This window comes from Azospirillum largimobile (assembly GCF_977007025.2).
Genome location: NZ_CDRMUA020000001.1, coordinates 2,732,270 through 2,757,500, shown reverse-complemented (window position 1 = coordinate 2,757,500; position 25,231 = coordinate 2,732,270). Strand labels below are relative to the sequence as shown.

At 68.6% G+C, this 25,231-nt stretch carries 25 protein-coding genes (1 of these 25 only partly in view); 17 read left to right on the top strand and 8 right to left on the bottom strand.

Annotated features, from left to right (window positions below; genetic code table 11):
- From ACWPKK_RS13080 to ACWPKK_RS13070, 3 genes are all read right to left on the bottom strand, one after another.
- Nucleotides 1-770 carry the 5' portion of a lipid II:glycine glycyltransferase FemX gene (locus ACWPKK_RS13080; protein ID WP_452004530.1) on the bottom strand. The gene continues 190 nt to the left of window position 1, outside the view, so 770 of the gene's 960 nt are visible here — the first part of the coding sequence; its start codon is at nucleotides 768-770; its stop codon lies off the left edge, out of view.
- Between the two features lie 29 nt (nucleotides 771-799).
- Nucleotides 800-1,660, bottom strand: a complete 861-nt coding sequence (motA, locus tag ACWPKK_RS13075; RefSeq protein ID WP_194914455.1) for a flagellar motor stator protein MotA — start codon at nucleotides 1,658-1,660, stop codon at nucleotides 800-802.
- Between the two features lie 342 nt (nucleotides 1,661-2,002).
- Nucleotides 2,003-2,374: a hypothetical protein gene (locus ACWPKK_RS13070; RefSeq protein ID WP_452004527.1), complete on the bottom strand. Its 372-nt coding sequence runs from the start codon at nucleotides 2,372-2,374 to the stop codon at nucleotides 2,003-2,005.
- 417 nt (nucleotides 2,375-2,791) lie between these two features.
- Between ACWPKK_RS13070 and ACWPKK_RS13065 the strand changes: the two genes are divergently transcribed.
- Nucleotides 2,792-3,385 carry a glutathione peroxidase gene (locus tag ACWPKK_RS13065; protein WP_452004524.1) on the top strand — a complete coding sequence of 198 codons (594 nt, stop codon included), beginning with the start codon at nucleotides 2,792-2,794 and terminating at the stop codon, nucleotides 3,383-3,385.
- 25 nt (nucleotides 3,386-3,410) lie between these two features.
- Here the strand turns inward: ACWPKK_RS13065 and ccmB are convergent, their stop codons facing one another.
- The gene (gene ccmB / locus ACWPKK_RS13060) at nucleotides 3,411-4,076 is read right to left on the bottom strand and encodes a heme exporter protein CcmB (protein WP_324867344.1); all 666 of its coding nucleotides are present in this window, start codon (nucleotides 4,074-4,076) and stop codon (nucleotides 3,411-3,413) included.
- Nucleotides 4,073-4,795 carry a heme ABC exporter ATP-binding protein CcmA gene (gene ccmA, locus ACWPKK_RS13055; RefSeq protein WP_452004789.1) on the bottom strand — a complete coding sequence of 241 codons (723 nt, stop codon included), beginning with the start codon at nucleotides 4,793-4,795 and terminating at the stop codon, nucleotides 4,073-4,075. The genes ccmB and ccmA overlap by 4 nt, the downstream gene beginning before the upstream one ends.
- A gap of 510 nt (nucleotides 4,796-5,305) precedes the next feature.
- Here ccmA and ACWPKK_RS13050 point away from each other — a divergent pair.
- From ACWPKK_RS13050 to ACWPKK_RS13030, 5 genes are all read left to right on the top strand, one after another.
- Nucleotides 5,306-6,997, top strand: coding sequence for a putative transporter (locus tag ACWPKK_RS13050; protein WP_452004521.1), 1,692 nt, complete (start codon nucleotides 5,306-5,308; stop codon nucleotides 6,995-6,997).
- A 137-nt stretch (nucleotides 6,998-7,134) separates the two neighbouring features.
- Nucleotides 7,135-7,941 carry an ABC transporter ATP-binding protein gene (locus ACWPKK_RS13045; protein WP_452004518.1) on the top strand — a complete coding sequence of 269 codons (807 nt, stop codon included), beginning with the start codon at nucleotides 7,135-7,137 and terminating at the stop codon, nucleotides 7,939-7,941.
- 86 nt (nucleotides 7,942-8,027) lie between these two features.
- A complete protein-coding gene (locus ACWPKK_RS13040; protein WP_452004515.1) occupies nucleotides 8,028-8,879 on the top strand; it encodes a lysine/arginine/ornithine ABC transporter substrate-binding protein in 852 nt (283 codons plus the stop codon).
- A gap of 161 nt (nucleotides 8,880-9,040) precedes the next feature.
- The gene (locus ACWPKK_RS13035) at nucleotides 9,041-9,745 is read left to right on the top strand and encodes an ABC transporter permease (RefSeq protein ID WP_014249266.1); all 705 of its coding nucleotides are present in this window, start codon (nucleotides 9,041-9,043) and stop codon (nucleotides 9,743-9,745) included.
- A 4-nt stretch (nucleotides 9,746-9,749) separates the two neighbouring features.
- The gene (locus ACWPKK_RS13030; RefSeq protein ID WP_149223637.1) at nucleotides 9,750-10,439 is read left to right on the top strand and encodes an ABC transporter permease; all 690 of its coding nucleotides are present in this window, start codon (nucleotides 9,750-9,752) and stop codon (nucleotides 10,437-10,439) included.
- A gap of 254 nt (nucleotides 10,440-10,693) precedes the next feature.
- On the opposite strand, the gene ACWPKK_RS13025 is transcribed toward ACWPKK_RS13030, so the two are convergent.
- Nucleotides 10,694-11,851 carry a penicillin-binding protein activator gene (locus tag ACWPKK_RS13025; RefSeq protein ID WP_452004511.1) on the bottom strand — a complete coding sequence of 386 codons (1,158 nt, stop codon included), beginning with the start codon at nucleotides 11,849-11,851 and terminating at the stop codon, nucleotides 10,694-10,696.
- A gap of 104 nt (nucleotides 11,852-11,955) precedes the next feature.
- Here ACWPKK_RS13025 and rsmI point away from each other — a divergent pair, with 104 nt between their 5' ends.
- The 6 genes from rsmI (at nucleotide 11,956) to ACWPKK_RS12995 (ending at nucleotide 17,191) form a co-directional block, all read left to right on the top strand.
- A complete protein-coding gene (gene rsmI / locus ACWPKK_RS13020; protein WP_452004508.1) occupies nucleotides 11,956-12,846 on the top strand; it encodes a 16S rRNA (cytidine(1402)-2'-O)-methyltransferase in 891 nt (296 codons plus the stop codon).
- Complete coding sequence (locus ACWPKK_RS13015; RefSeq protein ID WP_085090497.1) at nucleotides 12,843-13,211, top strand: YraN family protein; 369 nt, start codon at nucleotides 12,843-12,845, stop codon at nucleotides 13,209-13,211. The genes rsmI and ACWPKK_RS13015 overlap by 4 nt, the downstream gene beginning before the upstream one ends.
- A 27-nt stretch (nucleotides 13,212-13,238) precedes the next feature.
- Nucleotides 13,239-14,081, top strand: a complete 843-nt coding sequence (locus tag ACWPKK_RS13010; protein WP_324867322.1) for a SirB1 family protein — start codon at nucleotides 13,239-13,241, stop codon at nucleotides 14,079-14,081.
- Between the two features lie 22 nt (nucleotides 14,082-14,103).
- Nucleotides 14,104-15,051 carry a glutathione synthase gene (gene gshB / locus ACWPKK_RS13005; protein WP_452004505.1) on the top strand — a complete coding sequence of 316 codons (948 nt, stop codon included), beginning with the start codon at nucleotides 14,104-14,106 and terminating at the stop codon, nucleotides 15,049-15,051.
- Between the two features lie 457 nt (nucleotides 15,052-15,508).
- A complete protein-coding gene (gene trpS / locus ACWPKK_RS13000; RefSeq protein ID WP_452004502.1) occupies nucleotides 15,509-16,507 on the top strand; it encodes a tryptophan--tRNA ligase in 999 nt (332 codons plus the stop codon).
- 27 nt (nucleotides 16,508-16,534) lie between these two features.
- Nucleotides 16,535-17,191: a pyroglutamyl-peptidase I family protein gene (locus ACWPKK_RS12995; protein ID WP_452004499.1), complete on the top strand. Its 657-nt coding sequence runs from the start codon at nucleotides 16,535-16,537 to the stop codon at nucleotides 17,189-17,191.
- Between the two features lie 8 nt (nucleotides 17,192-17,199).
- Here the strand turns inward: ACWPKK_RS12995 and ACWPKK_RS12990 are convergent, their stop codons facing one another.
- A complete protein-coding gene (locus tag ACWPKK_RS12990; RefSeq protein WP_149223645.1) occupies nucleotides 17,200-17,574 on the bottom strand; it encodes a MarR family winged helix-turn-helix transcriptional regulator in 375 nt (124 codons plus the stop codon).
- A gap of 940 nt (nucleotides 17,575-18,514) precedes the next feature.
- Here ACWPKK_RS12990 and ACWPKK_RS12985 point away from each other — a divergent pair.
- On the top strand, nucleotides 18,515-20,074 hold the full coding sequence (locus tag ACWPKK_RS12985; protein ID WP_452004496.1) for an alpha/beta fold hydrolase: 1,560 nt from the start codon (nucleotides 18,515-18,517) through the stop codon (nucleotides 20,072-20,074).
- A gap of 152 nt (nucleotides 20,075-20,226) precedes the next feature.
- Here ACWPKK_RS12985 and ACWPKK_RS12980 read toward each other — a convergent pair whose 3' ends face one another.
- Entirely contained in the window at nucleotides 20,227-21,759 is a 1,533-nt protein-coding gene (locus ACWPKK_RS12980) for a YifB family Mg chelatase-like AAA ATPase (protein ID WP_452004493.1), read from the bottom strand.
- A gap of 222 nt (nucleotides 21,760-21,981) precedes the next feature.
- On the opposite strand from ACWPKK_RS12980, the gene ACWPKK_RS12975 reads away from it, so the two are divergent.
- From ACWPKK_RS12975 to ACWPKK_RS12960, 4 genes are all read left to right on the top strand, one after another.
- Nucleotides 21,982-22,728 carry a creatininase family protein gene (locus ACWPKK_RS12975; protein ID WP_452004491.1) on the top strand — a complete coding sequence of 249 codons (747 nt, stop codon included), beginning with the start codon at nucleotides 21,982-21,984 and terminating at the stop codon, nucleotides 22,726-22,728.
- Nucleotides 22,729-22,870: 142 nt separating this feature from the next.
- On the top strand, nucleotides 22,871-23,911 hold the full coding sequence (gene hrcA, locus ACWPKK_RS12970) for a heat-inducible transcriptional repressor HrcA (RefSeq protein WP_149223681.1): 1,041 nt from the start codon (nucleotides 22,871-22,873) through the stop codon (nucleotides 23,909-23,911).
- A gap of 57 nt (nucleotides 23,912-23,968) precedes the next feature.
- Complete coding sequence (grpE, locus tag ACWPKK_RS12965) at nucleotides 23,969-24,592, top strand: nucleotide exchange factor GrpE (RefSeq protein WP_324867307.1); 624 nt, start codon at nucleotides 23,969-23,971, stop codon at nucleotides 24,590-24,592.
- A 158-nt stretch (nucleotides 24,593-24,750) separates the two neighbouring features.
- Nucleotides 24,751-25,128 carry a response regulator gene (locus tag ACWPKK_RS12960; RefSeq protein WP_324867305.1) on the top strand — a complete coding sequence of 126 codons (378 nt, stop codon included), beginning with the start codon at nucleotides 24,751-24,753 and terminating at the stop codon, nucleotides 25,126-25,128.
- The last annotated feature ends 103 nt before the right edge of the window (nucleotides 25,129-25,231 follow it).

The following is a 25,231-nucleotide window of genomic DNA, read 5'->3' as shown; positions in this document are numbered from 1 at the left end:
CAGCTGATCTGGCTGGTGGCGCAGATGCCGTGGCGGAAGAACAGGCCGCAAGCGACCGGCTTGCGACCGTCGAGCGCCGTCACCATCAGCGCCCCATCGGTGCGGCCGCCGCCCTTGACCATGGCATTGCGCAGGCGGACGGCCAGCGGCCCGGTCATGGCGCGGAAGCCCTTGCCGAGTGCCTGGTCGTGCTCCTGCTTCATCAGCCAGGGCAGGTTGTCTGCCTTCCAATCGACGTCGAGGACGAGACCGGCCTTCTCCGCCCCGCGCAGACGCTGGCGCCAGTCGCGGGCAAGGCCGGCACGCATCGCCTCCTCGTTGCGGGTCAGGTCGAACCAGACGGTCCGGTAGCCGGGGCCGACCTTGCGGAAGCCGCAGCGGGCGAGCAGCGCCTCCGTCTCCGGTCCGGCGGGCAGTTCCGGCAGCAAGCTGGCGCGGCTGAGCGGCGAGCGCGGGCAGGCGCGGCGCAGCAGGCGGAACACCGGCTCCAGCGTGTCGGCATCGGGGATCGTGCCGTCGACCCAGAGCGGGCCGCGGTAGCACTGGCGGTCGTGGAACAGCTTCAGCATGCGGCGGTCGAGCGTCTGGACGAGCCCCAGCGGCTCTCCGCCGCGGCGGATCACGCCCAGGCGCGGGACATGGCCATAAGTGCGGCCCATGGCGCGGCCATAGGCGAAGCTCTGCAGCAGGGTCGAGCGGGGTGCGCGGGCGAACAGGGCGTCCCAATCGCCGACCGTGCCCTCGTTCCAGGCGATGTCGATGTCTGGCATCGGGGCCTCCGATGAATCAGGCCGCCGGATCAGGCCGGCGGCAGGGCGGAGGTCGCCTCTTCCACCTGGGCGAAGCTCGGACGGTATTCCGGTTCCAGCACGTTGCGCGCGTATTCGACCGAGATTGCGGGCGCGTAGCCGGACAGATGCGCGATCAGGCCGGTCTTCATCGCGTGATAGTACCTGCCTTCGGCGTGGTAGATGTTCTTCAGGCCGCTGGCGATGGGGGCGAGGAAGCCGTAGGCGACCAGAATGCCGGTGAAGGTGCCGACCAGCGCGCCGCCGATCAGCTTGCCCAGCACCTCCGGCGGTTCGGTGATCGAGCCCATGGTGTGAATCACGCCCAGCACCGCGGCGACGATGCCCAGCGCCGGCACCGCGTCGGCAACCGCCTGGATGGCGTCGGCGATGCGCTGGTGTTCGTGGTGCATCGTCTCGATATCCTCGTCCATCAGGTCGACCAGTTCGTGGGGGTTGTCGGCGCCCAGCGACATCAGACGGAGATAGGTGCAGAGGAAGGCGATGGCATGGTGATCGCCGTAGAATTTCGGGAACTGCTGGAAAAGCGGGGAATCCTCCGGCTTTTCGATGTGCTGCTCCAGCGCCAGCAAGCCCTTAGTCTTCGCGATCTTGAAGACCTGGTACATCATGGTGAGGACCTCCAGGAAGTCCTCCTTCTTGTATTTCGGGCCCTTGAAGAGGTGGCCCAGTTCCTTGCCGGTGTGGGTGACCACGGACTTGGGGTTGGCGATGAAGAACGCCCCGGCGGCCGATCCGAGAATGATCATGAACTCGAACGGCATCCACAGCACGCCCATGTGGCCGCCGCCGAGGATGTAGCCGCCGAATACGCTGACCACCACGATGACCAAACCGATGATCACGAACATCCGGTCTTCTCCCTAACCCTACCCGCCACGGACCGCAGGATGCATCCGACCGACAGAAGGCCGGAGATCGGTTGAGTTTCCGTAAACCACCCGAACGGTCTACCGCCTTCGCGACAGGCCGCGCGATCCTACCGGTGCGGATGGGTCCTGTCACGAAAGGACTGGCGGTGCAGGCTTTTCAGGCTGTGCGGACCGCCGGTCGAGCGGAGGCAGGCTGCCGGAGGAGACCGGGGCGGTGACCGGGACAGCAGGGAGGACACAGGATGGTCACAGCCGGAATACAGGAACGCCCCGGCGGCCGGGCATGGCCGGGCAGCCGGGGCGCTTGAAGCATGCGGGTCGTTAGCGGAGCGGAATGTTCATCTGGACGCTGACGCCCGGCGGCGGGGGCGGCGGGGCGTAGACGACGGCGGGCGGCGCATAGACGACCCGCGGCGGGGGCGGCGGAGCGGGAACCACGACCACCGGCGGCGGCGCGCCATAGATGACGACCGGGCCGTCGTCATGGTGATGATGCTTCTTCTTGTGCTTGTGATGGCCCCAGGCATGGCCGCGGCCATGTTCCCCCGGATCGGCGAAGGACGGCGTCGACAGAGCGGCGCCGAGCAACAGGACGGCAACCGCCGCACCGGCCGTCCTGGCGACTGCGCCGGACACGCGGCGCACGGCCGTTTCCGGCGTCCGGGATTGCTGCATGATGGCTCCGGCGTTCATCGGCCTGGTCTCCTCGGATGGGCTTGCGGCTGCGCTTGTGGCGGCTGGGTATTGACGGGGACGGGGGCGGGGATAGGGACGGCGGAGGGCCGCGTACCCATTTCGATGGGATAGGCTCTTATGCTCAGGCTTGGACTGGACCGGGTGAGACATTTTTCGGGCGGTGTCCGGCGGAAACGATTGCGGCGGCGGTCTGGGCGCCGCGCATCCTTACCCATGAAGCTGTTGATCAGGGGGCGGTATCGCTACCCATCCGGTAGGGGTAGGCCGGATGCAGCGGGCGGATGACGGATCCTTTCCGCCGTCCGCTTGATCCGATAGGCGCCGGAGAGCGTATGAGGCATCGTATGTAAGGATGTCGCCGTCCACCGCGTCTCCGACGCCGCCGATATCGACCCCAGCCGCAGAGCCGCACCGATGACTGTCCGGACCCGTTTTCATACCGTCGCACTGGCCGCCGTGGCTGCGGTCCTTTCCATGATGGGAGCCACCAGCGCCATGGCCGCCAGCAGCGAAACCAACGCTTATAGCTTCACCTTCCAGGGCATCGACGGACAGCCGCTGCCGCTGTCGCAGTTCGAGGGCAAGGCGATCCTGGTGGTCAACACCGCGTCGCAATGCGGTTTCACCCCGCAATACAAGGGGTTGCAGGCGCTGTGGCAGAGCTACCGCGACCGTGGGCTGGTGGTGGTCGGCGTGCCGTCCGACGACTTCGGCGGGCAGGAGCCGGGGACTGCGAACCAGATCAAGGACTTCTGCGAAGTCAACTATCGGATCGACTTCCCGATGACGGACAAGACGGTGGTGTCGGGCAACGGCGCCCACCCCTTCTACCGCTGGGCGTCGGACGAGATGGGCTTCCTCGCCAAGCCGCGCTGGAATTTCCACAAATATCTGGTCGGCCCGGATGGCAAGCTGGTGTCCTGGTTCTCCACCATGACCGACCCCGAAGCGGACAAGGTGCGCGAGGCGATCGAGAAGCTGCTGCCGGAGAAGGCGCCGAAGTCGTAAGGGGAAAGCGACGCAGGCCCCTCCCCTACTCCACCGCCTGACGCAGAGCGGCGGCACCCGCCCAGGGGGCGAGCGGCAGGGCGGCGGCGAGGATGCCGGCGAGCAGCAGCAGGTGCGGGCGCGGGGTCAGGCTGTTGATGGCGGCATCGATGGCGCCGGCGCCGAAGATCAGCACCGGGATGTAGAGCGGCAGGATGAGAAGCGACAGCAGAACGCCGCCCCGCCGAGCCCCCAGGGTCAGCGCGGCGCCGATGGAGCCGATCAGGCTGAGGATCGGCGTGCCCAGCGTCAGGGTCAGCACCAGCACGCCGAAGCCTTGCGCATCCATGTTCAGCAGGACAGCCAGCAGCGGGGCGGCGACGATCAGCGGCACGCCGGTCACCAGCCAGTGGGCCAGCGTCTTCGCCAGCACCGCGGCCTCCAGCGGCAGGGAGGACAGCGACAGAAGCTCCAGCGAGCCGTCCTCGTAATCGGTCTGGAACAGCCGCTCCAGCGACAGCAGCGAAGCGAGCAGCGCCGCCACCCAGATCACGCCGGCGGCGATGCGGGCGAGGATGTTCGGCTCCGGCCCGACACCGAAGGGGAACAGCACCACGCACAGGACGAAGAACATGACGGCGATGGTGGCGTCCGACCCCTGGCGCAGGGCCAGCCGCAGGTCGCGCGCCACAAGGCGCAGGAAACGGTTCATGGCCCGGCTCCCTCTTCTTCAAGGTCTTCGCCGCCACCCTCTTCATCGTCGGCGTAGGGGGTGAAGTCGTCCAGATGCAGTTCCTCGCCGCCGGGGGTGGCGATGTCGGTGTGGGTGGACAGCACCACCATGCCGCCCTCGGCGCGGTGTTCGGCGATCAGCCCTTCGAACAGGGCGATGGCGGCGCGGTCGAGCGCCACGGTCGGCTCGTCCAGCAGCCACAAGGTTGCCGGTGCGGCCAGCAGCCGCGCCAGGTTCAGCCGGCGCTTCTGCCCGGCCGACAGGTAGCGGCCCGGCACCCCGGCGATGTGCGGCACCCCCAGCCGGTCGAGCGCCGTCCGCGCATTGGCGGCCGGATCGGCGGCCCCGGCCAGCGCCGCCCAGAAGGCGAGGTTCTCCGCCGCCGTCAGCACCGGCTTCACCGCGTCCAGATGGCCGACATACTGCACCCGCGCCCGGTGGCCGTCGGGATCCTCGGCAACCGGCACCCCGTCCCAGCCGAGCGTGCCGCGCAGCGGCTTCAGCAGGCCGGCCATCACCCGCAGCAGGCTGGATTTGCCGCTGCCGTTGGGGCCGAGCAGAACCAGCGCGCCGCCGGGAGCGATGCGGAACTCCAGCCCGGTGAAGACCAGCCGGTCGCCACGCAGGCAGGTCAGCTCGGATCCGGAAAAAACGGGCATGGGACGGGTCGCGCCTCCGGTTGAGGGAGGCGCTGCTATAGCACAGGGCGGGGGAAAAGCCGGAGCAAGAATGGCGTCGCCGCTGCATGAGCCGCGCAAAGAAAAAGGCCACCGCGAGGGGGTTCTCGCGATGGCCGCGCGCCCGGCCGGGTCCGGCCAGACGATGCTCGATGGAACGGCGTCCGTTCGTCGCTGCGATGGCGCTAGGGGGGACGCCGATGCGCGCGACATGCGTCGCCGGTTGCTTGAGGTAAAATCTATTGGGAGAAAGTGGCAAAATTTGGATGCAGTTCGAGCAATCGGACGTTGTCCTGCCGCGGACAGGCGGCATCGCAGCGCTGCGCTCCCATGCGCGGGATGCAGCGCGGGGGTGCCGGGAACGGCAGGACTAAAGCCTGGCCGCTTGTTCTGAATCAACGCCTTACCCCGCCGCCCTGCCGCATCGTGGCGCCGTCGTTCCCCATCCGCTGGGAGTGTCGCGGCTTACCCGGAACCCGTCCGGGGCATGCCGGAACCCCGCCCAATCGTGTTCAGCAAGCGAGTCCTCCCATGTCGGCCTTCACGTCGGCCTTCGCAGACATTCTCCAGGCCATGCCGCCGATCGCGCGGGTGGTCCTCATGCTCGGCCTCGTGTCGGCGGCCGGCGTGGCGCTCGGTCACATCAAGATCCGGGGGGTCGGGCTGGGGATCGGCGGCGTGCTGTTTTCTGGCATCGCCGGCGGCCACATCGCCAAGCAGGCGGGCATCGCCTTCAATCCGGAGATGATGGACTTCATCCGCGACTTCGGGTTGATCCTGTTCGTCTACACCATCGGTATTCAGGTCGGACCCGGCTTCTTCGCGGCGTTGCGCCGCACCGGGCTGGCGCTGAACGGGCTGGCTCTGCTGATGGTGGGATCGAGCATCCTGCTGACCGCGGCGCTGGTGTCGTCGGGATCGCTTTCGCTGGGGTCCTCGCTGGGAGTGTTCGCGGGCGCGGTGACCAACGCCCCGGCGCTCGCCGCCACCCAGCAGGTCCTGACGGAGGTCGGGGCCGACGCGGCGGTGATGGCCCTGCCCGGCCTTGCCTTCGCCGTCACCTACCCGTTCGGCATCGCCGGCAACCTGCTGGCGATGGCCGCGGTCCGCATCCTGTTCCGCATCGACCCGGAGGCCGAAGCCGCCCGGTTCGAGGAGTGCCGGCGGGCCGAGGTGTCCAAGCTGGAGACGATGGATCTGGCCGTGCGAAACCCGGAGCTGGAGGGCAAGGCGCTCGGCTCCATCGACCTGCTGTGCGGCCAGGGGGTGATCGCCTCGCGCCTGCTGTGCGACGGCAAGCTCTGCGTCCCGCACGACGACACCCGCCTGAAGCTGGGCGACGTGCTGCATGTGGTCGGGCCGCGACAGAAGCTGGAGCAGGTGCGGGCACTGCTGGGGCAGGAGTTCGAACAGCCGCTGACCACCAAGGGCACCGACCTGAAATGGGAACGCATCGTCGTCACCAGCAATGGCGTGCTGGGCAAGTCGATCGCCGCCCTGAACCTGCAGGAGGCCCACGACGTGGTGGTCAGCCGCGTCAACCGGTCGGGCGTGGAACTGGTGCCGACCCAGGCGCTGAAGCTGCAGTTCGGCGACATCCTGACGGTGATCGGCCGGCCCGAAAGCCTCGCCGCCGTCGGTCAGGTCTTCGGCAACTCCGCCCGCAAGCTGCAGCAGGTGGAGATGATCCCGCTGTTCCTGGGCATCGCGTTGGGCGCGGCGCTGGGCGCCATCCCGATCTTCCTGCCGGGGATGCCGGCGCCGCTGCGCCTGGGCCTTGCCGGCGGGCCGCTGATCGTGGCGCTGATCCTGGGCCGCGTCGGCCATGTCGGGCCGCTGGTGTGGTTCATGCCGCCTGCCGCCAACCTGGCGCTGCGCGAGATCGGCATCGTCCTTTTCCTGGCCGTGCTGGGCATCGCGTCGGGCGACCGCTTCGTCGCCACCCTGGCCAGCGGCGCCGGATGGCCGTGGATGATGTGGGGCGTGCTGGTGACGCTGGTGCCGCTGCTGCTGACCGGGCTGATCGCGCGCGGGCTGATGAAGCTGAACTTCCTGACCATCTGCGGCGTGCTGGCCGGCGCCCAGACCAACCCGCCGGGGCTGGCCTACGCCAACGCGCTGGTCGCGTCGGAGGCTCCGGCGCTGGCCTATGCCACGGTCTATCCGCTGGCGATGTGCCTGCGCATCCTGGGGCCGCAGATTCTGGTACTTTTGTTGTGGTGACGCATCATTTTCCGACACAAGCGGCACAACGTGCGCGGCGTGTGAAATCCGCGTTGCGGAACGCCTACGCGCCGGTCTAGCCTGTGCCGCAATGGTCAGACCATAACCAGTCCCCACAACCCTGCCGGTTCCCACGCATGCATCGCCATCCGCCCGTCAGCGACTCCGCACCCGCCGCCGTCGTCGTGGAGGATTTGCACAAGCGGTTCGGCGAGCTGGAGGTGCTGAAGGGCGTGTCGCTGACAGCGCGCGAAGGCGACGTGATCACGCTGATCGGTTCCTCCGGCTCGGGCAAGAGCACGCTTCTGCGCTGCATCAACATGCTGGAGATCCCGGACGATGGGCGCGTCGTCATCGGCGGCGAGGCCATCGGGCTGAAGAAGACGCGCCGCGGCTCCACCGTCCCCGCCGACACCCGTCAGGTGGAGCGCATCCGCACGAGCCTCGGCATGGTGTTCCAGAGCTTCAACCTCTGGACCCACATGACGATCCTGGAAAACGTGATCGAGGCGCCGGTGCATGTGCTGGGCGTGCCGAAGGCGGAAGCCGTCGACCGCGCCCGCGGGCTCCTGGACAAGGTCGGTATCTTGGGCAAGGCCGACGCCTACCCGGTCCAGCTGTCGGGCGGGCAGCAGCAGCGCGCGGCCATCGCGCGCGCGCTCGCCATGCAGCCGAAGGTGATGCTGTTCGACGAGCCGACCTCGGCGCTGGACCCCGAGCTGGTCGGCGAGGTTCTGCGCGTCATCCGCCAGCTGGCGGACGAAGGCAGCACGATGATCCTGGTGACGCACGAGATGGGCTTCGCCCGCGAAGTGGCGTCCAAGGTGGTATTCCTGCACCAGGGGCGGATCGAGGAGGAGGGGTCACCCGACAAGGTGCTGACCGACCCCGACTCGGACCGGGTGCGGCAGTTCCTCTCGCGCCATCTGTCCGGCGCGGCGTGAGGGGACGAGGCAGAGGGCAGGACCGGACCGTCAGAAACAGCCCGGCCCCCGACAAGGGCGGAAGAACGGGCGAACCGAACAGAGGAGTGTGTGCGTTGAAGAAGATCGTTTCGGCCCTGGCGCTGGGCGCCATGATGGCTGTGGCCGCGGCGGGCGCCGCCGGCGCCAAAGAGTGGAAGACGGTCCGCATCGGCAGCGAGGGCGCCTATCCTCCGTGGAACGCCACCGACACCTCGGGCAAGCTGATCGGCTTCGAGATCGACCTCGCCAACGACCTGTGCAAGCGCATGAAGGTCACCTGCGAGTTCGTCGCCCAGGATTGGGACGGCATCATCCCGGCCCTGCAGCAGGGCAAGTACGACGCCATCATGTCGGCGATGACCATCACCGACGAGCGCAAGAAGGTCATCGAGTTCTCGGCCCCCTACGGCACCGAGCCGTCGGTCTTCGCCGTTCTGACCGACTCGCCGCTGGGCAAGGCGCTGAACCTCGGCGCCGACCGCATCGACCTGAACGACCAGGCCGCCGCCAAGCCGGTGCTGGACAAGCTGGCCGAGGCGCTGAAGGGCAAGTCCGTCGGCGTCCAGGTGTCGACCATCCAGGCCGACTTCATGGACAAGCATCTGCCGAAGGTGACCATGCGCACCTACGACAAGATCGACAATGCCGGCATCGACCTGAACTCCGGCCGCGTCGACGCCATGCTGGGCGACCGGTCGGTGGTCGAGGCGGTGCTGAAGGCGACGCCGGGCAAGATGGTCGTCGTCGGCCCGAACTTCATCGGCGGCGTGATCGGCGAAGGCATGGGCGTCGGCCTGCGCAAGGACACCGCCGACCTGAAGGCGATGTTCGACAAGGCCATCGGCGAGGCGCTGAAGGACGGCACCGTCAAGAAGCTGAGCACGCAGCATTTCGGCTACGACATCTCCCCCAAGTAAGGCGACCAGGACAGGCGGACCTCCGGTCCGCCCATCTGATCGGAACGGCGCCCGGCGGCCTTTGCGGCAACCGGGCGCCAGCCGTTGCCTGATCGTCGTTAGCTGACCCCGTACGGCCGGCCTTCCCGTGCCGCGCCCGGCGGGCCTTACCGGGCGTGCCAATGCTGGAACTCCTTTCCTTCGGTCCCAATGGCTGGGGCGGACAGCTTCTGATGGGAACCGCGATGACGGTCGCGGTCGCCGTGTCGGCCTTCGCCTTCGGCATTCTCGTCGGATCGCTCGGCGCTTCGGCCAAGCTCAGCCACTCCCTGGCGCTGAACGTGGTGGCCGACATCTACACCACGGTCGTCCGCGGCATCCCCGAACTGCTGGTCATCTATCTGCTGTTCTTCGGCGGCAGCAGCGTCGCCACCTCCATCGCCGCCGCCTTCGGCTATGACGGGCGGGTCGACCTGAACGCCTTCACCATCGGCGTGCTGGCGGTCGGCCTGATCTCCGGCGCCTATTCGACCGAGGTGATCCGCGGTGCGGTGCAGTCGGTCCCCTTCGGCCAGATCGAGGCGGCGCGCGCCTGCGGGATGAGCCGCTGGCTGATCCTGCGCCGGGTGCTGGTGCCGCAGACCCTGCGCTTCGCCCTGCCCGGCCTCGGCAATGTCTGGCAGCTGACGCTGAAGGACACGGCGCTGGTGTCGGTGACGGCCCTGGCGGAGCTGATGCGCGTGACCCATCTGGCGGCCGGCGCCACGCGCCAGCCCTTCCTGTTCTATGGGACCGCGGCCGTGCTGTACCTGCTGCTGACCACCGTTTCGACGGCGCTGTTCAACCGCGCCGAAATCTCCGCCAACCGCGGCGTCCGGAGGGCATGAGGCCATGAACTGGCAACTGATGTGGGACAGCCTGCCCCGCATGCTCGGCGGACTGTCGCTGACGCTGCAGCTGATCGTCGGATCGCTGGCGCTGGGCGCGCTGGTGGCCTTCGGCGTCGCGCTTCTGCGGCTGTCCGGCAACCGCGTGGTGGAGACGCTGGCCGCGGCCTATGTCTTCGTCTTCCGCGGCACGCCGCTGCTGGTGCAGATCTTCCTGGTCTATTACGGGCTGGGCCAGTTCGAGTTCATCCGCGAGAGCATCCTCTGGCCCTTCCTGCGCGAACCCTACTGGTGCGCCATCCTGGCGCTGACGCTGAACACCGGCGCCTACACCAGCGAGGTCCTGCGCGGCGCCATCCTGTCGGTGCCGCAGGGGCAGGTGGAGGCGGCACGGGCCTGCGGCATGTCGCGGGCGCTCGCTTTCCGCCGCATCGTCCTTCCGGTGGCGATCCGCCAGATGCTGCCGGCCTATGGCAACGAGGTGATTTTGATGGTGAAGGCGACCTCGCTCGCCAGCACCATCACGCTGATGGAGGTCACCGGCATCGCCCGGCGCATGATCGCCCAGACCTTTGCGGTCTTCGAGCTGTTCATCGTCGCCGGGGCGATCTATCTGGTGCTGAACTTCGTCGCCACCCGCCTGATCAAATTCGCCGAATGGCGCCTGACCCCCTACCTGCGGGCGCGGGCGTAGGTAAGGATAGCGCCCTTATCCCCTGCGACGATGTCCCCTCTCCCCCGCTCACGCGCAAACTTCGTTTGCGCTGACGCGACAGGCGGACCTTCGGTCCGCCGAAAGCGGGGAGAGGGTCAGGGTGAGGGGGACGCACAGCGACAATCCCCGAGTATCCTTACCTGAGAAAAGAAAACGCCGCGGCTCGTCCCGAGACGACCGCGGCGCACTTCCTTCACCCAACCCTCTCCCCAGCGGGCAGAGGGACCATCACCTCACTGCCCCAGCATCTCGAAGGACGGCGGGGCCGGGTCGACCACGCGCGATCCGTTGGGCGTGATCTCCATCACCGCAAGCCCGCGTTCGACCATGCCGTCGGCGCGCAGGCGGAACAGGCCGTCCAGACCCTCGAAGCCGTTCGGGTTGGTCATCGCCATGCGGTCGAAGGGCACCGGGCCGCCGCTGCGGGTCAGCACCGCGGCGATGGAGGTCGCGTCATAGGCCAGCGTGGCGATGCGCGGCGGCTTGCGGCCATAGACCTGCTCGAACTGCGACTCGAAGCGGGCGCGGGTCTGCGGCGCCGGGGCGGCGTACCAGGCACCGACCAGCGCCGGCTCCTGCCCCAGGGCGCCCTGCGAGCTGTCGTCCCACAGGCCGGTGCCCAGCAGCTTGACCTGCTGCGGCTGCACGCCGCCCGCCGCCAGCGCCTGGGCGATGCCCTGGGCGCGCTGCCCGCCCTCGGCCAGCATCACCGCCTGCGGCTGCGGCGTCACCTGCGCGACCTGCTTGGCCGGGACCGACAAATCGGTGATCGCCGGGTCATAGCGCTCGACCTGTGTGGTCATTGTGCCCAGCCGCGGGCCGATGGCCTGCATGGCGTTGACAACGGCATCGCCATAGGGAGAGCGCGGCGCCAGAACGGTGAAGCGCGTCGCACCGCGCGAGCGGGCGAAGCCGGCGACGCGGCCGACCTGATCGGCCGGGACGAAGCCCATCACATAGGTGCCGTTGCCTGCCTGGGTCGCGTCGTTGGTGAAGGCCAGCACGTCGACGCCCGCATTCTGGGCGATCGGCCGAACCGCGGCGACGTCGGCGGCGAACAGCGGGCCGATGATCAGGCGGGCGCCTTCGGCCAGCGCCTGGCGCGCGGCGTCTGCCGCACCGCTCGGCGTGCCCTTGGTGTCGCGCGGCAAAAGCTGCAGCTGGTCGCCGGCCATGTCGAACAGCGCCATCTGCGCTGCGTCCAGCATGGCCTGTCCGATGGCCGCGCTCTGGCCGCTGAGCGGCACCAGGACCGCCACCTTGACCGGGCTCTGCGCGTCGGGCAGGGGAGCCACCGGAGCCGGAACCGGTTGCGGCGCTTGTGCCACCCGCGGCGGCGCGCTTACAGTCGAACAGGCCGACAACAGGCCGGCGACCAGCAAGGCTGCCACGCCGTGACGTTTCAGACCCTGTGAGAAAGCTGTTGCCAAGCGTGCCACCAATCATCTCCACATCTGCTGAAACGGCCGCCGATACCGAAGGCGAGACCCAAGGCATGGTTCAAAGTGGCGCTCAAGGTAGCCCCCTCGCCGCGCCAAGTAAACTCGCGGGCGGACTCCATGTCGTCGCTACCCCCATCGGAAACGCCGCGGACATCACGCTGCGGGCACTCGACACGCTGAAGCGGGCCGATGCCATCGCCTGCGAGGATACCCGCGTCACCGCCAAGCTGATGGGCATCCACGCCATCCACACCCCCTTCGTCTCCTACCACGAGCACAACGCCGCAAAGATGCGTCCGGTCCTGATCGGCCGCATGAAAAAGGGCGAGGCCATCGCGCTGGTCACCGATGCCGGCACGCCGCTGGTCTCCGACCCCGGCTACAAGCTGGTGCGGGAATGCGTGGCGGAAGGGGTGGCGGTGACCACCCTGCCCGGCGCCTCCGCCCCGCTGGTGGCGCTGGTGCTGTCCGGCCTGCCGACAGACCGCTTCCTGTTCGCCGGCTTCCTGCCGAACAAGAGCAGCGCGCGCCGCGCCACCGCAGGCGAGCTGAAGGGCGTGCCGGCCACGCTGGTCTTCTTCGAATCGCCGCAGCGCCTGCCGGAGTCGCTGGCCGACCTCGCCGACATCCTCGGCCCGCGCGAGGCCGCCGTCGCCCGCGAGCTGACCAAGCTGTACGAGGAGGTGCGGCGCGGCACCCTGCCGGAACTGGCGGCCCATTACGCCGAGGCCGGCCCGCCGCGCGGCGAGGTCGTGCTGGTCATCGGCCCGCCGGGCGAGGAGGCGACGCCCGGCGAGGCCGACGTCGACGCCCTGCTGCGCGAGGCGCTGACCCGCCTGTCGGTGCGCGACGCCGCCGCCGACGTCGCCGCCCGCACCGGCCAGCACAAGCGCACCGTCTATGCGCGTGCGCTGGAACTGGCGCGGGAGGAGAAGGGCAAATGACCGACCTGGATGCGCGGCGCCTGCGTGCCGAAAGCCTGGGCCGCCGGGCGGAGGCGCTGTGCCGCCTGTCGCTTCGGCTGCGCGGCTACCGCATCCTGGCCAGCCGCCTGCGCACGCCGATGGGCGAGATCGACATCGTGGCGAAGCGCGGAAAGACCATCGCCATCGTCGAGGTGAAGGCGCGGGGCGACTGGGACACCGCCAACGAGGCGCTGAACGCCCGCCAGCGCGGACGGCTGGCCCGTGCCGCCCATGCCTTCCTGGGCGCCAATCCGCGCTATGCCGGCTATGTCTTGCGCTTCGACGTGATGCTGGTTACCCCTTGGGCTTGGCCCCGTCATCTGGTCGATGCCTGGAGACTGTGAGGGGATGAATTTGAGGGGGCGACAGTCTTGAGCAACCGCGCGGAAGCCCGCGAAATCCTGCGCCGCATCGGCGACCAGCCGGACGACGAGATCGATCTGGCCGAAGCCGCACTGGCGCTGGGCGCGCTGGAGCTGCCGAACGCCGACCTCGCCCCCTACCGCGCCCATATCCGCGCCATCGTCGAGGATCTGGCCGCCCGCGTCGCGGCGCAGGATCGGGCGGAAGACAACTTGGAAGCACGCATCGCCCATCTCCACGCGGTGATCGGCGGGCGCCACGGCTATTCCGGCGACCACGACACCTACGACGACCTGCAGAACGCCAACCTGCTGCGGGTGATCGACCGCCGGCGCGGCCTGCCGGTGGCGCTGGGCATCCTCTATATGCATGCCGCCCGCTCGCAGGGCTGGCCGATGGTGGGGCTGAACTTTCCCGGCCATTTCCTGGTCCGCATCGAGAAGGACGGGGCGCGCGCCATCATCGACCCCTTCAACGAGGGACAGACCCGCAGCGTCGTCGACCTGCGCGACCTGCTGAAGGCCACCGCCGGCAGCGCCGCCGAGCTGGAGCCCGGCCATTACCAGCCGGTGTCGAACCGCGACGTGCTGCTGCGCCTGCAGAACAACATCAAGCTGCGCCACCTGTCGGCACACGATGTGCCGAAGGCGCTGGAGGTGCTGGAGGCGATGCGCCTGTTCGCGCCGCACGAGCCGGCGCTGTGGCGCGAGACCGGCCTTCTGGAGGCCCATGCCGGCAACCTGAAGGACGCCATCACCGCGCTCGAGACCTTCATGGCGCTGACCGGCGACGACCATCACCGGCACCAGACCGCCTCGCTGATCCAGCAGTTGAAGAACCGCCTGAACTGACCCCGTTCCAGAGGGACCCGTCATGAGCCTCGCCGTCGCCTTCCAGATGGACCCCATCGAGTCGATCAACATCGACACCGATTCCAGCTTCATGATGGCGCTGGAGGCGCAGAAGCGCGGCCATCGCCTGTACCATTACCACCCGCGCGACCTGATCCTGACCGGCAACCGCCTGACCGCCCGCGTGCGCGAGATGACGGTGGTGCGCCAGCGCGGTGCCCATTACATGCTGGGCGAGCCGGTGGCGACCGACCTGTCGACGATGGACGTCATCCTGCTGCGGCAGGACCCGCCCTTCGACATGGCCTACATCACCTCCACCCATCTGCTGGAGCATGTGCAGCCCAAGGTTCTGGTCGTCAACGACCCGGCCGAGGTGCGCAACGCGCCGGAAAAGCTGTTCATCACCAAGTTCCCCGACCTGATGCCGCCGACCCTGATCACCAGCGACAAGCAGGCGATCCTCGACTTCCGGGCGGAGCACAAGGACATCATCGTCAAGCCGCTGTTCGGCAACGGCGGCGCCGGCGTCTTCCACCTGAAGCCCGACGACGAGAATCTCGGCTCGCTGCTGGAGATGTTCACCCAACTCTACCGCGAGCCGGTGATCGTCCAGCGCTACCTTCCGGAAATCCGCCAGGGCGACAAGCGCATCATCCTGATCGACGGCGAACCGGCCGGCGCGGTCAGCCGCATGCCGATGGAGGGCGAGGCCCGCGCCAACTTCCACGCCGGCGGCAGCGCCAGGAAGACCGAGCTGACCGCGCGCGAGCGCGAGATGTGCGCCGCTATCGGCCCGGTGCTGCGCGAGAAGGGCCTGGTCTTCGTCGGCATCGACGTGATCGGCGACTACATGACCGAGATCAACGTCACCTCCCCCACCGGCATCCAGGAGATCAACCGCCTGGACGGCGTGCAGCTGGAAGCCCTGCTGTGGGACGCCATCGAGCGCCGCCGCGCGGGGAAGTAAGAACGCGCCGACGCGCGGGGAAGTAAGGATAGCGTACGCGGGAGCGAGACGAGGGTTTGTGCAATTTTTTCGGGAAGCCGAGGCTCGCATACCCTTGCGGGCAATCGGCTCCGGACTTATCTTGAACCGTGGGAGCGGCGGCTCGTACCCCGCCGCTCCCTGGTCCAGCCTTAGCCCTGGTAGAGGTCAAGCAACCGCTTGATGATCTCCAGGACAAGGACCAGAAGGGTAAGGATCTGTTTCATCCTTCTTCTCCTTCTCGTGTGGCGGGGGCGGCGGGTCCGCCCCCTCCCAACCACACGAACGCGGCGGTAGCACACAAGCGCATTCAATACAACCGGGGCCACCCATCCGCGACGATCCGCGCGGACGGCGATCAACCGTGCGCCGCGCCTTGACCGGTGGGCTTCGGGGGGCGATAACTGCCGCCTCCCAGAGTTTTCGAGCGAGACCACCCGTGAACCGCATTTTCTCCGGCATGCAGCCGACCCGGCAGCTTCACCTCGGCAACTATCTGGGGGCGCTGCGCAACTGGGTGGAACTGCAGAACAGCTACGAGTGCATCTTCTGCGTCGTCGACCTGCATGCGCTGACCATCGACCAGGACCCCGAAGTCCTGCGCAACAACATCCGCGAGGTCGCCGCGGCCTACATCGCCGCCGGCATCGACCCGGACAAGAACATCCTGTTCAACCAGTCGGTCGTCTCCGGCCATGCCGAGCTGAGCTGGATCCTGTCCTGCCACACGCCGCTGGGCTGGCTGAACCGCATGACGCAGTTCAAGGAAAAGGCCGGCAAGCAGAAGGACATGGCCAATCTCGGCCTCTATGCCTACCCGACGCTGATGGCCGCCGACATCCTGCTGTACAAGGCCACCCATGTGCCGGTGGGCGAGGACCAGAAGCAGCATCTGGAACTGGCGCGCGACATCGCCGGCGCCTTCAACCGCCGCTATGAGACCGAGTTCTTCCCGCTGCCCGAGCCGCAGATCCTGGGCGAGGCGACGCGGGTGATGAGCCTGCGCGACGGCAAGAAGAAGATGTCGAAGTCGGACGAGTCCGAATATTCGCGCATCAACATGACCGACGACGCCGACACCATCGCGCAGAAGATCCGCAAGGCGAAGACCGATCCGGAACCCCTGCCAGAGACCGTGACCGAGCTGGAGGCCCGCCCGGAGGCCGACAACCTCGTCACCATCTACGGTGCGCTGGCCAGCCAGTCGCGCGAACAGGTTCTGGCGCAGTTCGCGGGTGCCCAGTTCTCCGACTTCAAGAAGTCGCTGGTCGACCTGTCGGTGGAGAAGCTGGCACCGATCACCACCCGCATGAAGGAACTGCTGGCCGACAAGGCGGAGATCGACCGGCTGCTGAAGAAGGGCGGCGAGCGCGCCGCCGCCATTGCGGAGAAGAACCTGAACGACGTGAAGGACATCATCGGCCTGCTGCGGCCGTAAGGATGCAACCATAAGGATGTCCTGCCCGTGACGGCCCCCATCCTGCTCACCGGCTTCGCGCCGTTCGGGACATCCCCGGACGGCGAGCCGAACCCCGCTTCGGAGCACCCCTGGGCCGCCGATCCAACCGCCCTGCTGATGGACCGGCTGGCGGGGGAGCCGGGGGTCGTCACCGCCACCCTCCCCCCTCTCTATGACGCCTGCGGCGAAGCCTTCGCCGACCTGCTGGCCGAACACCGGCCGCTGGCTGCGCTCGGCTTCGCCTATTGGGAAGCGAGCGATTACATCCGGCTGGAACGTCTGGCCTGGAACCGCGACGAAAGCCCGCTGGCCGACGCCGCCGGCACGGTGCGCGAACACGCCGACATCGTGCCGGACGGGCCGACCGCCTATGGCAGCACCCTGCCGGTGCCGCGGGTGATGCGGGAATTGTCGATGGCCGGGATGCCGGTGACCTTCGGCGACTTTTCCGGCGGCTTCCTCGGCAACCATCTGTTCTACCGGTCGCGCCACGTCATCGAAAGCGCCGACCTGGACGTCCCTTACGGCTTCTTCCACATGCCGCCGCTGCCGGAACGCGCGGCAACGCTGCGCCGCTTCGGCGGGCTGAGCCTGGAGCGGCAGGAACTGGCGGTGCGCACGCTGGTGAGGATGCTGCGCACGGCGCTGAACGGGATCGCCTGAAGATAAGATCAGGCCGTCTTGGCTGGACGGCGCTGGTCGGGCGGGTTCACGATGGCGCGCAACGCGTCCAGGAACTCACGGCCCTTGTCGGTCAGGGTGACGATCTTGCGGCGGCGCTCGCGCGGGTCTTCCTGCGCCTGCACCAGATCGAGGCCGGCCTTGCCGAAGCTGTGCCAGCGGCTAAGCGCCGCGACGTTGCGCGACGCGGAGGATTGGGCGATGCCCAGGCGTTCCGCCAGTTCGCCGATGGAGATGCCTTCGCTCTGCGCGATGGTCATGAAACTCAGCGCATACTGGATGGGCAGGTCGGGGTCGAGCTTGCGGAACGCCTCAAGCACCTGGACGACGGTAAGGACCTCGTCATGACGAACGCGGGCCGGCATTCAGCAGGTCTCCGCGGCGCCGCGCGCTATGCAGCGCGGGAGGGTGGTCCCCAACGGGCCGGTGTGTAGATGATGTTCAGGCGTCCAAGCCATAGGATGACTTCCCCGTTTTCACGCCGCAGGTCGAAGGACCCGGCCGGCGATGCCCAGCGGGCGTGTTCAACGAAGAGACGGTGACCGCAAAAACCCAGAAAGACACACATGGGATCCTCTCGATATCCGGAATTCACGTTCGAAGGGTGCGGGAAGAAGGCGGGCCGGCTGGGCATGATTGGCGGCCATATGGGCGGCCCAATTGGCGGCGGTGGCGGCCGGATCGCCCGATCGGCGAGTCCGGGCGGTGGTTACGATGGCTTTCATCGATACTCTCCAGGGGTTGAGTGATGCCGGCGTGAGAGGCCGGCGGATCCGGTATCGCCGCTCAGCGATACGGTTGCAAGGTCAAAAATGTCCGCGCGTCCGATAGGTTCCGATCGCGGATATGAAAAGGCGGAAGACGGCACGCGAGTGGAGGCTCTTCTCCGTCCCCGGCCTCTCCGTCCGCCAGTCCGATGTCGCGCCGCAGGTGGTCGCACAATCGGCCCGGTCCGGAGGATGCCCCGGAATCGAGCCAGCGGCTCCGCAACGCCGTCCATAAGGTCGGCATGATCTGCTCCTTTGCCTGAAAGGCCCCGAATGCCGGGGGCTCTGGAGGCGAAATAGTTCCGCAGTCGGATGTGTTCCGTCAACCTGTCCGTCGGTGGATCGGCGTGTCCATTCGGGAGCGGCGTGACCATTGCCGCACGCCTGTGGCAAATCGGCACCGCTCGCGCACGGTTTCTCCAACGGGCGGGATGGCGGCGGGCGCCTATGGACAAGCAGGGGGCTGGTCGGTCAAACAAAGCCGTCGGCGGTACTCCGTCCATCGGCTTCCTATCCATCGGTTCCGGATCGTCCATTCGTGTTGATCGCCCTCCACCCCGTATGGCCGACAGCGGTGCGCTCCGCCCTGACGCGGCGGGCGGTCCCGGCGGTGGTGGCGACGGCGGTGGCCATGGCCGTCGCGACGATGGCGGTGCTGTGGACCGGTCCGGCGGCAGCGGAGGCGCGCTTCACCCCAGGTCCCTGCTGGTTCACCGTGCCGGAGGGTGAGGCGGCCTTGTGCGGAACGGTGGCGGTTCCGGAACGGCGCGACCGCCCCAACAGCCGCAGCCTGCGCCTGCCGGTCGCCGTCCTGCTGAGCACCGCCCGCCAGCCCGCCCCCGACCCCGTGCTGTTCCTGGAGGGCGGTCCCGGTGCGTCCCCCTTCGGCAGCAGCGAGGCGACGGAAGAGCGGATGGAGGTGTGGTGGGAGCTGTCGGCCCCCTTCCGCCGCGCCCGCAACCTGATCCTGTTCGATCCGCGCGGCGTCGGCCGGGCGGAGCCGGACACCGACTGTCCCGAACTGGACGGCGTCGCCCCCACCCGCGGCACCCGGCCGCTGACGCGCGAACAGCGGGCGGCGGCGGAACGGGCGGCGGTCAGCGCCTGCGCCGCCCGGCTGACGGCGGCCGGGCTGGACGGCACCCAGTTCTCCACCCCCGTCGCGGCGGAGGATGCGCTCGACATCGCCACCGCGCTGGGCGCCCAGCGGATCAACCTGTTCGCGGTGTCCTACGGCACGCGGGTGGGTCTGGAGATCCTGCGGCGGCAGGGCGGCCGTGTCCGCACCGCGGTGTTCGACAGCGTCTACCCACCCGACGTCAACGCGCAGGAGGAGGCCGGCTGGCTGGCGCAGCGGGCTTATCGCCGGCTGTTCGACGATTGCGCCGCCAACCGCGGCTGCCGGTCGGCCTTCCCCGATCTGGAAAAGCGCTTCCTCGACCTGGTGGAGCGGCTGGAGCGCAACCCGGTCGACATCATCGTCGGCGACCACGAGACGCGCCGCGCCTTGCGGATGACCGGCGGGATGGCGATCGCCGCCGGGCTCGAAGCGCTGGCGATCAGCGAGGCGGTCCCCCTCGTGCCGACCATCATCGACCGCGCCGCCCGCGGCCAGTATGCGACCCTCGCAGAATGGGCGCCGGCCAACTGGCTGGGCGACCCGGAAATCGCCGACGGGCTGGTCTTCTCCACCGAGTGCCGGGAGTCGGTCAACAGCGCCGAGCCGCTGAAGCGTGCCGACAATGCCCGTCGCTATGCGCCCTACGGCCTCGTCGCCACCGACGATCCCGGCCAGCGCGTCTGCCGCCTGTGGCCCGCCGGCCACCAGGAAGCGGCCGAACGGCTGCCGGTCGCCAGCCCGGTTCCGGTCCTGCTGCTGTCCGGCGCCTACGACCCGGTCACCCCGCCGGAATGGGGCGACCGCGCCGCCGCCACCCTGCCCAAGAGCCGTCATCTGGTCTTCCGTGCCGCCAGCCACATCGTGACCTCCAGCGAGGACTGCGCCATGGCCGCCGCGGTGACCTTCGTCGAGCAGGAGTCGGTGCCGGCGACCGTCTGTCCGGGAGCGGCCAAGCCGCCGGTGTTCGAGCGGCCGTGAGGGCGTCAAGTTTGGTTGCCCCCTCCCTCCCACGGCTTCGCCGCGGGTCCTTCCCTCCCCCTCCTTTGGCGGTGGAGGGACAGGAAGCGGCAGTCCCCTCTCCCTCGAAGAGGGGGAGGGTTAGGGAGGGGGCATTCGTCAGCCCACCCCCCTCACCGCCCCGGCGCGATCCGCCGGTAGCTCAGAGCCTCCGCAATGTGGCGGCGCCTGACCCCCTCCACACCGTCGAGATCGGCCAGCGTCCGCCCCACCCGCATCACCCGGTGGTAGCCGCGGGCGGACAGCTTCAGCCGCTCCGCCGCTTCGGTCAGCAGGGCGCGGCCGGGAGCGTCGGGAGAGGCTACTTTTTCCAGCAGTTCGCCGTCCGCCTCGGCGTTCGTCCGCACCGCCCGGCCGGCCGGGTAAGGACCGAAGCCGCCATAGCGCTCCGCCTGGATGGCGCGGGCGACGGCGACGCGGGCGGCGATGTCGGCACTGCCCTCCGCCGGGGGCGGCAGGCTGAGGTCGGCGGGGCTGACCGCCGGCACATCGATGTGCAGGTCGATGCGGTCGAACAGCGGTCCGCTGATTTTCGACTGATACTCCATGGCGCATTTCGGCGCCCGGGCGCAGGCGAGCGAGGCGTCGTCGAGATGGCCGCAGCGGCAGGGGTTCATCGCCGCCACCAGCTGCACGCGCGCCGGATAGGTCACATGGTGGTTGGCGCGGCTGACCACCGCCTTGCCGGTCTCCAGCGGTTGACGCAACGCCTCCAGCAGCGGGCGGGGGAACTCCGGCAACTCGTCGAGGAACAGCACGCCCTGATGCGCCAGGGAAATCTCGCCCGGCTTAGCCCGCGTGCCGCCGCCGACCAGCGCCGGCAGGCTGGCCGACTGGTGCGGCGAGCGGTAAGGGCGCTGGCGCAGCAACCGTCCCTCCTCCAGCAGCCCGCCGACACTGTGGATCATCGACACCTCCAGCGCCTCCGCCGGGTCGAGCGGCGGCAGCAGGCCGGGCAGGCGGGCGGCCAGCATCGACTTGCCGGAACCGGGCGGTCCGATCATCAGCAGATTGTGCGAGCCGGCGGCGGCGACCTCCAGCGCGCGCTTGGCGGTCTCGTTCCCCTTCACGTCGCGCAGGTCGGGCGGCGGCGCGTCCTGTTCCTGCAGCCGCGGCTTGGGCGGGGTCAGCACCTGGGTGCCCTTGAAGTGGTTGATCAAGGCCAGGAGGTTGGCCGGCGCCAGCACGTCTAGATCGGGACCGGCCCAGGCCGCCTCGCCACCGCAAGCCGCCGGACAGATCAGACCGCGGTCGTTGGCCAGCGCGTCGATGGCGGCAGGCAGCACGCCGGCCACCGGGGTCAGTGCCCCGTCCAGCGCCAGCTCACCCAGCGCCACGTAGCGGGCGATCTCCGCATCCGGCAGCACTCCCATCACCGTCAGCAGGCCGAGCGCGATCGGCAGGTCGAAATGGCTGCCCTCCTTCAGCACGTCGGCGGGAGCAAGGTTGACGGTGATCCTCTTGGCGGGCAGCGCCAGCCCCAGCGCGTGCAGGGCGGCGCGCACCCGCTCCCGGCTTTCGCCCACCGCCTTGTCGGGCAGGCCGACAACGGTGAAGGCGACAATCCCCCCGGACATCTGGACCTGGACGTCGATCCCCAGCACCTCGATGCCCTGGAACGCCACCGTGTTGACGCGCGCAACCACCACTTCACCCCGGAAGAGACGCCCGCTCGGGCATAATGCACGCGATTGTAGTCATCGCAACATCATTGCGCCAGCGCGGGATGAGTGCATGCGGTCGCTCCGGCTCCGGCATGCCCGCCCGGCGCAGGGAACGGTTGTCGCAGCCGGCGCGCCGCCTAACATGAGGGCAACCGCATTCCCGGCCGCATTCCCGGCACGCATCGTCGAAAAGGAACCGCCACCGTGCAGCTTCACCTGAGCACCTGGGCCGAGGTCGAGGCCTACCTGAAGACCTCCAAGGGCATCATCATGCCGATCGGCTCGACCGAGCAGCACGGGCCGAACGGGCTGGTCGGCACCGACGCCATCTGCGCCGAAGTCATCGCGAAGGGGGTCGGCGACGCCACCGGCGCGCTGGTCGGCCCGACGATCCCGGTCGGCATGGCCGTCCATCACATGGAATTCCCCGGCTCGATGACGCTGAAGCCGTCGACGCTGATCGCGGTGCTGCGCGACTATGTCGGCTCGCTGGCCGAACACGGGTTCGAGCGCTTCTTCTTCGTCAACGGCCATGGCGGCAACATCGCCACGCTGCGCGCCGCCTTCTACGAAATCTATGCGGAGAACCGGGCGCTGCGCGGCCGCGATGCGCCGGACCTGCGCTGCACCCTGGTGAACTGGTGGGAGAACGGCGAGGTCGGCCGCCTGTCGCGCGAGCTGTACCAGGGCAAGGAGGGTTCGCACGCCACGCCCAGCGAGGTGTCGGTAACGCAATACGCCTATCCCGATTCGATCAAGACCGCGGTGATGGAACCGGAACAGGCGCCGGCCGGCGGGTTCCACGACGCCCGCGACTTCCGCCGCCGCTACCCGGACGGCCGCATCGGCTCCGCCCCCGGCCTTGCCCGCCCCGAGCACGGCCAGCGCCTGTACGAGGCCGCGGTCGGCGCCATCGGCGCCCAGTACCGCGCCTTCCTGGCGGAGCAGTAAGGACGTCCCACGGTCGCAGGTGAGCGGGGCATCTTCGCCCCGCACGTTGATTCGGTGATTGGACCTGCCTAAATTCGGACCGGTCGACGGGATTTCCAGTCCGCGTCGACCGCATCCGAAACGACGGTCCTCTTCGACGTCCATGATCAACGAGCTGAACCAGCGATCGCGCGAAGTCTTCCGACTGATCGTCGACGCCTATGTGGCGTCCGGCGAACCCGTCGGCTCGCGCACCATTTCGCGGCGGCTTGGCATGGCCTTGTCGCCCGCGACCATCCGCAACGTGATGGCCGACCTGGAGGAGCAGGGGCTGCTCTACGCCCCGCATACCTCCGCCGGCCGCATCCCGACCGACGCCGGCCTGCGCATGTTCGTCGACGGCCTGCTGGAGATCGGGTCGCTGACCGAGGACGAGCGCGCCTCGATCGAAGCGAAATGCTCCGCCTCCGGCCGCGCCTTCGCCGACGTGCTGGGGGAGGCGTCGACCATGCTGTCCGGCCTGTCCCACTGCGCCGGGCTGGTGGTGGCGCCCAAGACCGACCGGCCGCTGAAGCATATCGAGTTCGTGTCGCTCGGCCCCGGCCGCGCCCTCGTCGTTCTGGTGAACGAGGATGGGCTGGTCGAGAACCGGGTGATCGAAGTGCCGATGGGGGTCCCCACCTCGACCCTGCAGACGGTGTCGAACTTCCTCAGCGCCAAGCTCGCCGGCCGCACGCTGGACGAGGCCCGGCAGGAGGTTCTGCAGGAGATCGAACAGCAGAAGACCCAGCTGGACGAGCTGTCGCGCAAGGTGGTCGCCGCCGGGCTGGCCACCTGGGCCGGCAGCGGCGGGTCGAATGCCGGCCAGCTGATCGTCCGCGGCCAGTCCCGCCTGCTGGAGGACGTCACCGCGCTGTCCGACCTGGAGCGCGTGCGCGCCCTGTTCGAGGCGTTGGAGACGAAGGAAACGATGCTGCGCATGCTGGACGCCACCGGCCGCGGCGACGGCGTGCAGATCTTCATCGGGGCGGAGAACGTGCTGTTCAACCACTCCGGCTGTTCGATGATCATTTCCCCGTTCCAGAACAGCCGCGAGCAGGTGATCGGCGCCATCGGGGTCATCGGCCCGACCCGCATCAACTACGCCCGCATCATTCCGCTGGTGGATTACACCGCCAAGGTGGTCAGCCGGCTGATCGGCTGACCACCCCCACCTCGCCTCACTCCCCGCCATACTGACCAAGCAAGAATTGAGAAAACCATGAGCGAAGAGCAGAACAAGCCCGCCGACGCCACCGTGGAGCCGACCGAGGCCACCGCCGAGACCGCCAACACGGGCGCCGCCAACGGTGCCCCCAACGGTGCCGATGCCGGTTCGCCCGAGGACCGCGTCGCCAAGCTGGAGGCGGAGGTCGCCAGCCTGAAGGACCAGCTTCTGCGCGCCATGGCGGAGACGGAGAACACCCGCCGCCGTGCCCAGCGCGACCGCGAGGACGCCACCAAGTTCGCCGTGTCCAGCTTCGCCAAGGAACTGGTGTCGGTCGCCGACAACCTGCGCCGTGCGCTGGACGCCGTCCCGGCCGAGGGCCGCGAGCAGGACGACATGCTGAAGGGCCTCGCCGTCGGCGTCGAGGCGACCGAGCGTCAGCTGTTCGCCGCCTTCGATCGCGCCGGCATCAAGAAGCTGGATCCGGCCGGCGAGCCGTTCGACCCGAACTTCCATCAGGTCATGTTCGAGATCGAGAACACCGGCAAGGCCGCCGGCACCGTCGTCCAGGTGCTGCAGCCCGGCTACACCATCCATGGCCGCCTGCTGCGCGAGGCGATGGTCGGCGTTGCCAAGGGCGGCGACGCCGGCGGGCAGCACGTCGATACGAAGGCGTAAGCATACAGTCTCCGCAAAGCCCCCGGTTCAGCGGCGATGCCGCCGGGCCGGGGGCTTTGCGTTGTTCGGAATAGGGGACGCCAGCGGTTGACGGTCACCGGGAAATTGCCTAGGCCTTTCCCTTATTCCTTTCGGCCGAGCAACCGGAGCCGCGTTCCATGCCCCCCTCTGCGCCCAAGAGCGTTCTGACCGTCGACGATTCCAAGACCATCCGCGACATGGTGGGGTTCACGCTGAAAGGCGCCGGCTATGAGGTGGCGGAGGCGTCGGACGGCACTGCCGGCCTCGCCCTGGTCAACCAGCGCAAGTTCGACTGCATCATCACCGACCTGAACATGCCGGGCCTGGACGGGCTGGCCCTGACCCGCGCCATCCGCGCCTCGGCCCTCAACCGCGCCACCCCGATCCTGCTGCTGACCACCGAAGCCGATCCCGCCAAGAAGACCGCCGGCCGCGAAGCCGGCGCCACCGGCTGGCTGGTGAAGCCGTTCAATCCGGAAAAGCTGGTGGAGACGGTGCGGAAGGTCTGTCCGTAAGCCGTCTCTCTCCGGGATTTCCCCCTCTCCCCCCCGGGGAGAGGGTCGGGGTGAGGGGGATGCATAGGGTGGATTACGTGAGGAGCGGAAACTGCGCGATCTT

What these genes read in the sequence shown, in the direction of transcription:
- ACWPKK_RS13015 (WP_085090497.1), top strand. Translation starts at nt 12,843, where the DNA reads ATGACCGACCTGGATGCGCGGCGCCTGCGTGCCGAAAGCCTGGGCCGC.
- ACWPKK_RS12990 (WP_149223645.1), bottom strand. Translation starts at nt 17,574, where the DNA reads ATGCCGGCCCGCGTTCGTCATGACGAGGTCCTTACCGTCGTCCAGGTG.
- gshB (WP_452004505.1), top strand. Translation starts at nt 14,104, where the DNA reads ATGAGCCTCGCCGTCGCCTTCCAGATGGACCCCATCGAGTCGATCAAC.
- motA (WP_194914455.1), bottom strand. Translation starts at nt 1,660, where the DNA reads ATGTTCGTGATCATCGGTTTGGTCATCGTGGTGGTCAGCGTATTCGGC.
- ACWPKK_RS13070 (WP_452004527.1), bottom strand. Translation starts at nt 2,374, where the DNA reads ATGAACGCCGGAGCCATCATGCAGCAATCCCGGACGCCGGAAACGGCC.
- rsmI (WP_452004508.1), top strand. Translation starts at nt 11,956, where the DNA reads ATGGTTCAAAGTGGCGCTCAAGGTAGCCCCCTCGCCGCGCCAAGTAAA.
- ACWPKK_RS12960 (WP_324867305.1), top strand. Translation starts at nt 24,751, where the DNA reads ATGCCCCCCTCTGCGCCCAAGAGCGTTCTGACCGTCGACGATTCCAAG.
- ACWPKK_RS13050 (WP_452004521.1), top strand. Translation starts at nt 5,306, where the DNA reads ATGTCGGCCTTCACGTCGGCCTTCGCAGACATTCTCCAGGCCATGCCG.
- ACWPKK_RS13035 (WP_014249266.1), top strand. Translation starts at nt 9,041, where the DNA reads ATGCTGGAACTCCTTTCCTTCGGTCCCAATGGCTGGGGCGGACAGCTT.
- ACWPKK_RS13030 (WP_149223637.1), top strand. Translation starts at nt 9,750, where the DNA reads ATGAACTGGCAACTGATGTGGGACAGCCTGCCCCGCATGCTCGGCGGA.
- hrcA (WP_149223681.1), top strand. Translation starts at nt 22,871, where the DNA reads ATGATCAACGAGCTGAACCAGCGATCGCGCGAAGTCTTCCGACTGATC.
- ACWPKK_RS13065 (WP_452004524.1), top strand. Translation starts at nt 2,792, where the DNA reads ATGACTGTCCGGACCCGTTTTCATACCGTCGCACTGGCCGCCGTGGCT.
- ccmB (WP_324867344.1), bottom strand. Translation starts at nt 4,076, where the DNA reads ATGAACCGTTTCCTGCGCCTTGTGGCGCGCGACCTGCGGCTGGCCCTG.
- ACWPKK_RS13045 (WP_452004518.1), top strand. Translation starts at nt 7,135, where the DNA reads ATGCATCGCCATCCGCCCGTCAGCGACTCCGCACCCGCCGCCGTCGTC.
- grpE (WP_324867307.1), top strand. Translation starts at nt 23,969, where the DNA reads ATGAGCGAAGAGCAGAACAAGCCCGCCGACGCCACCGTGGAGCCGACC.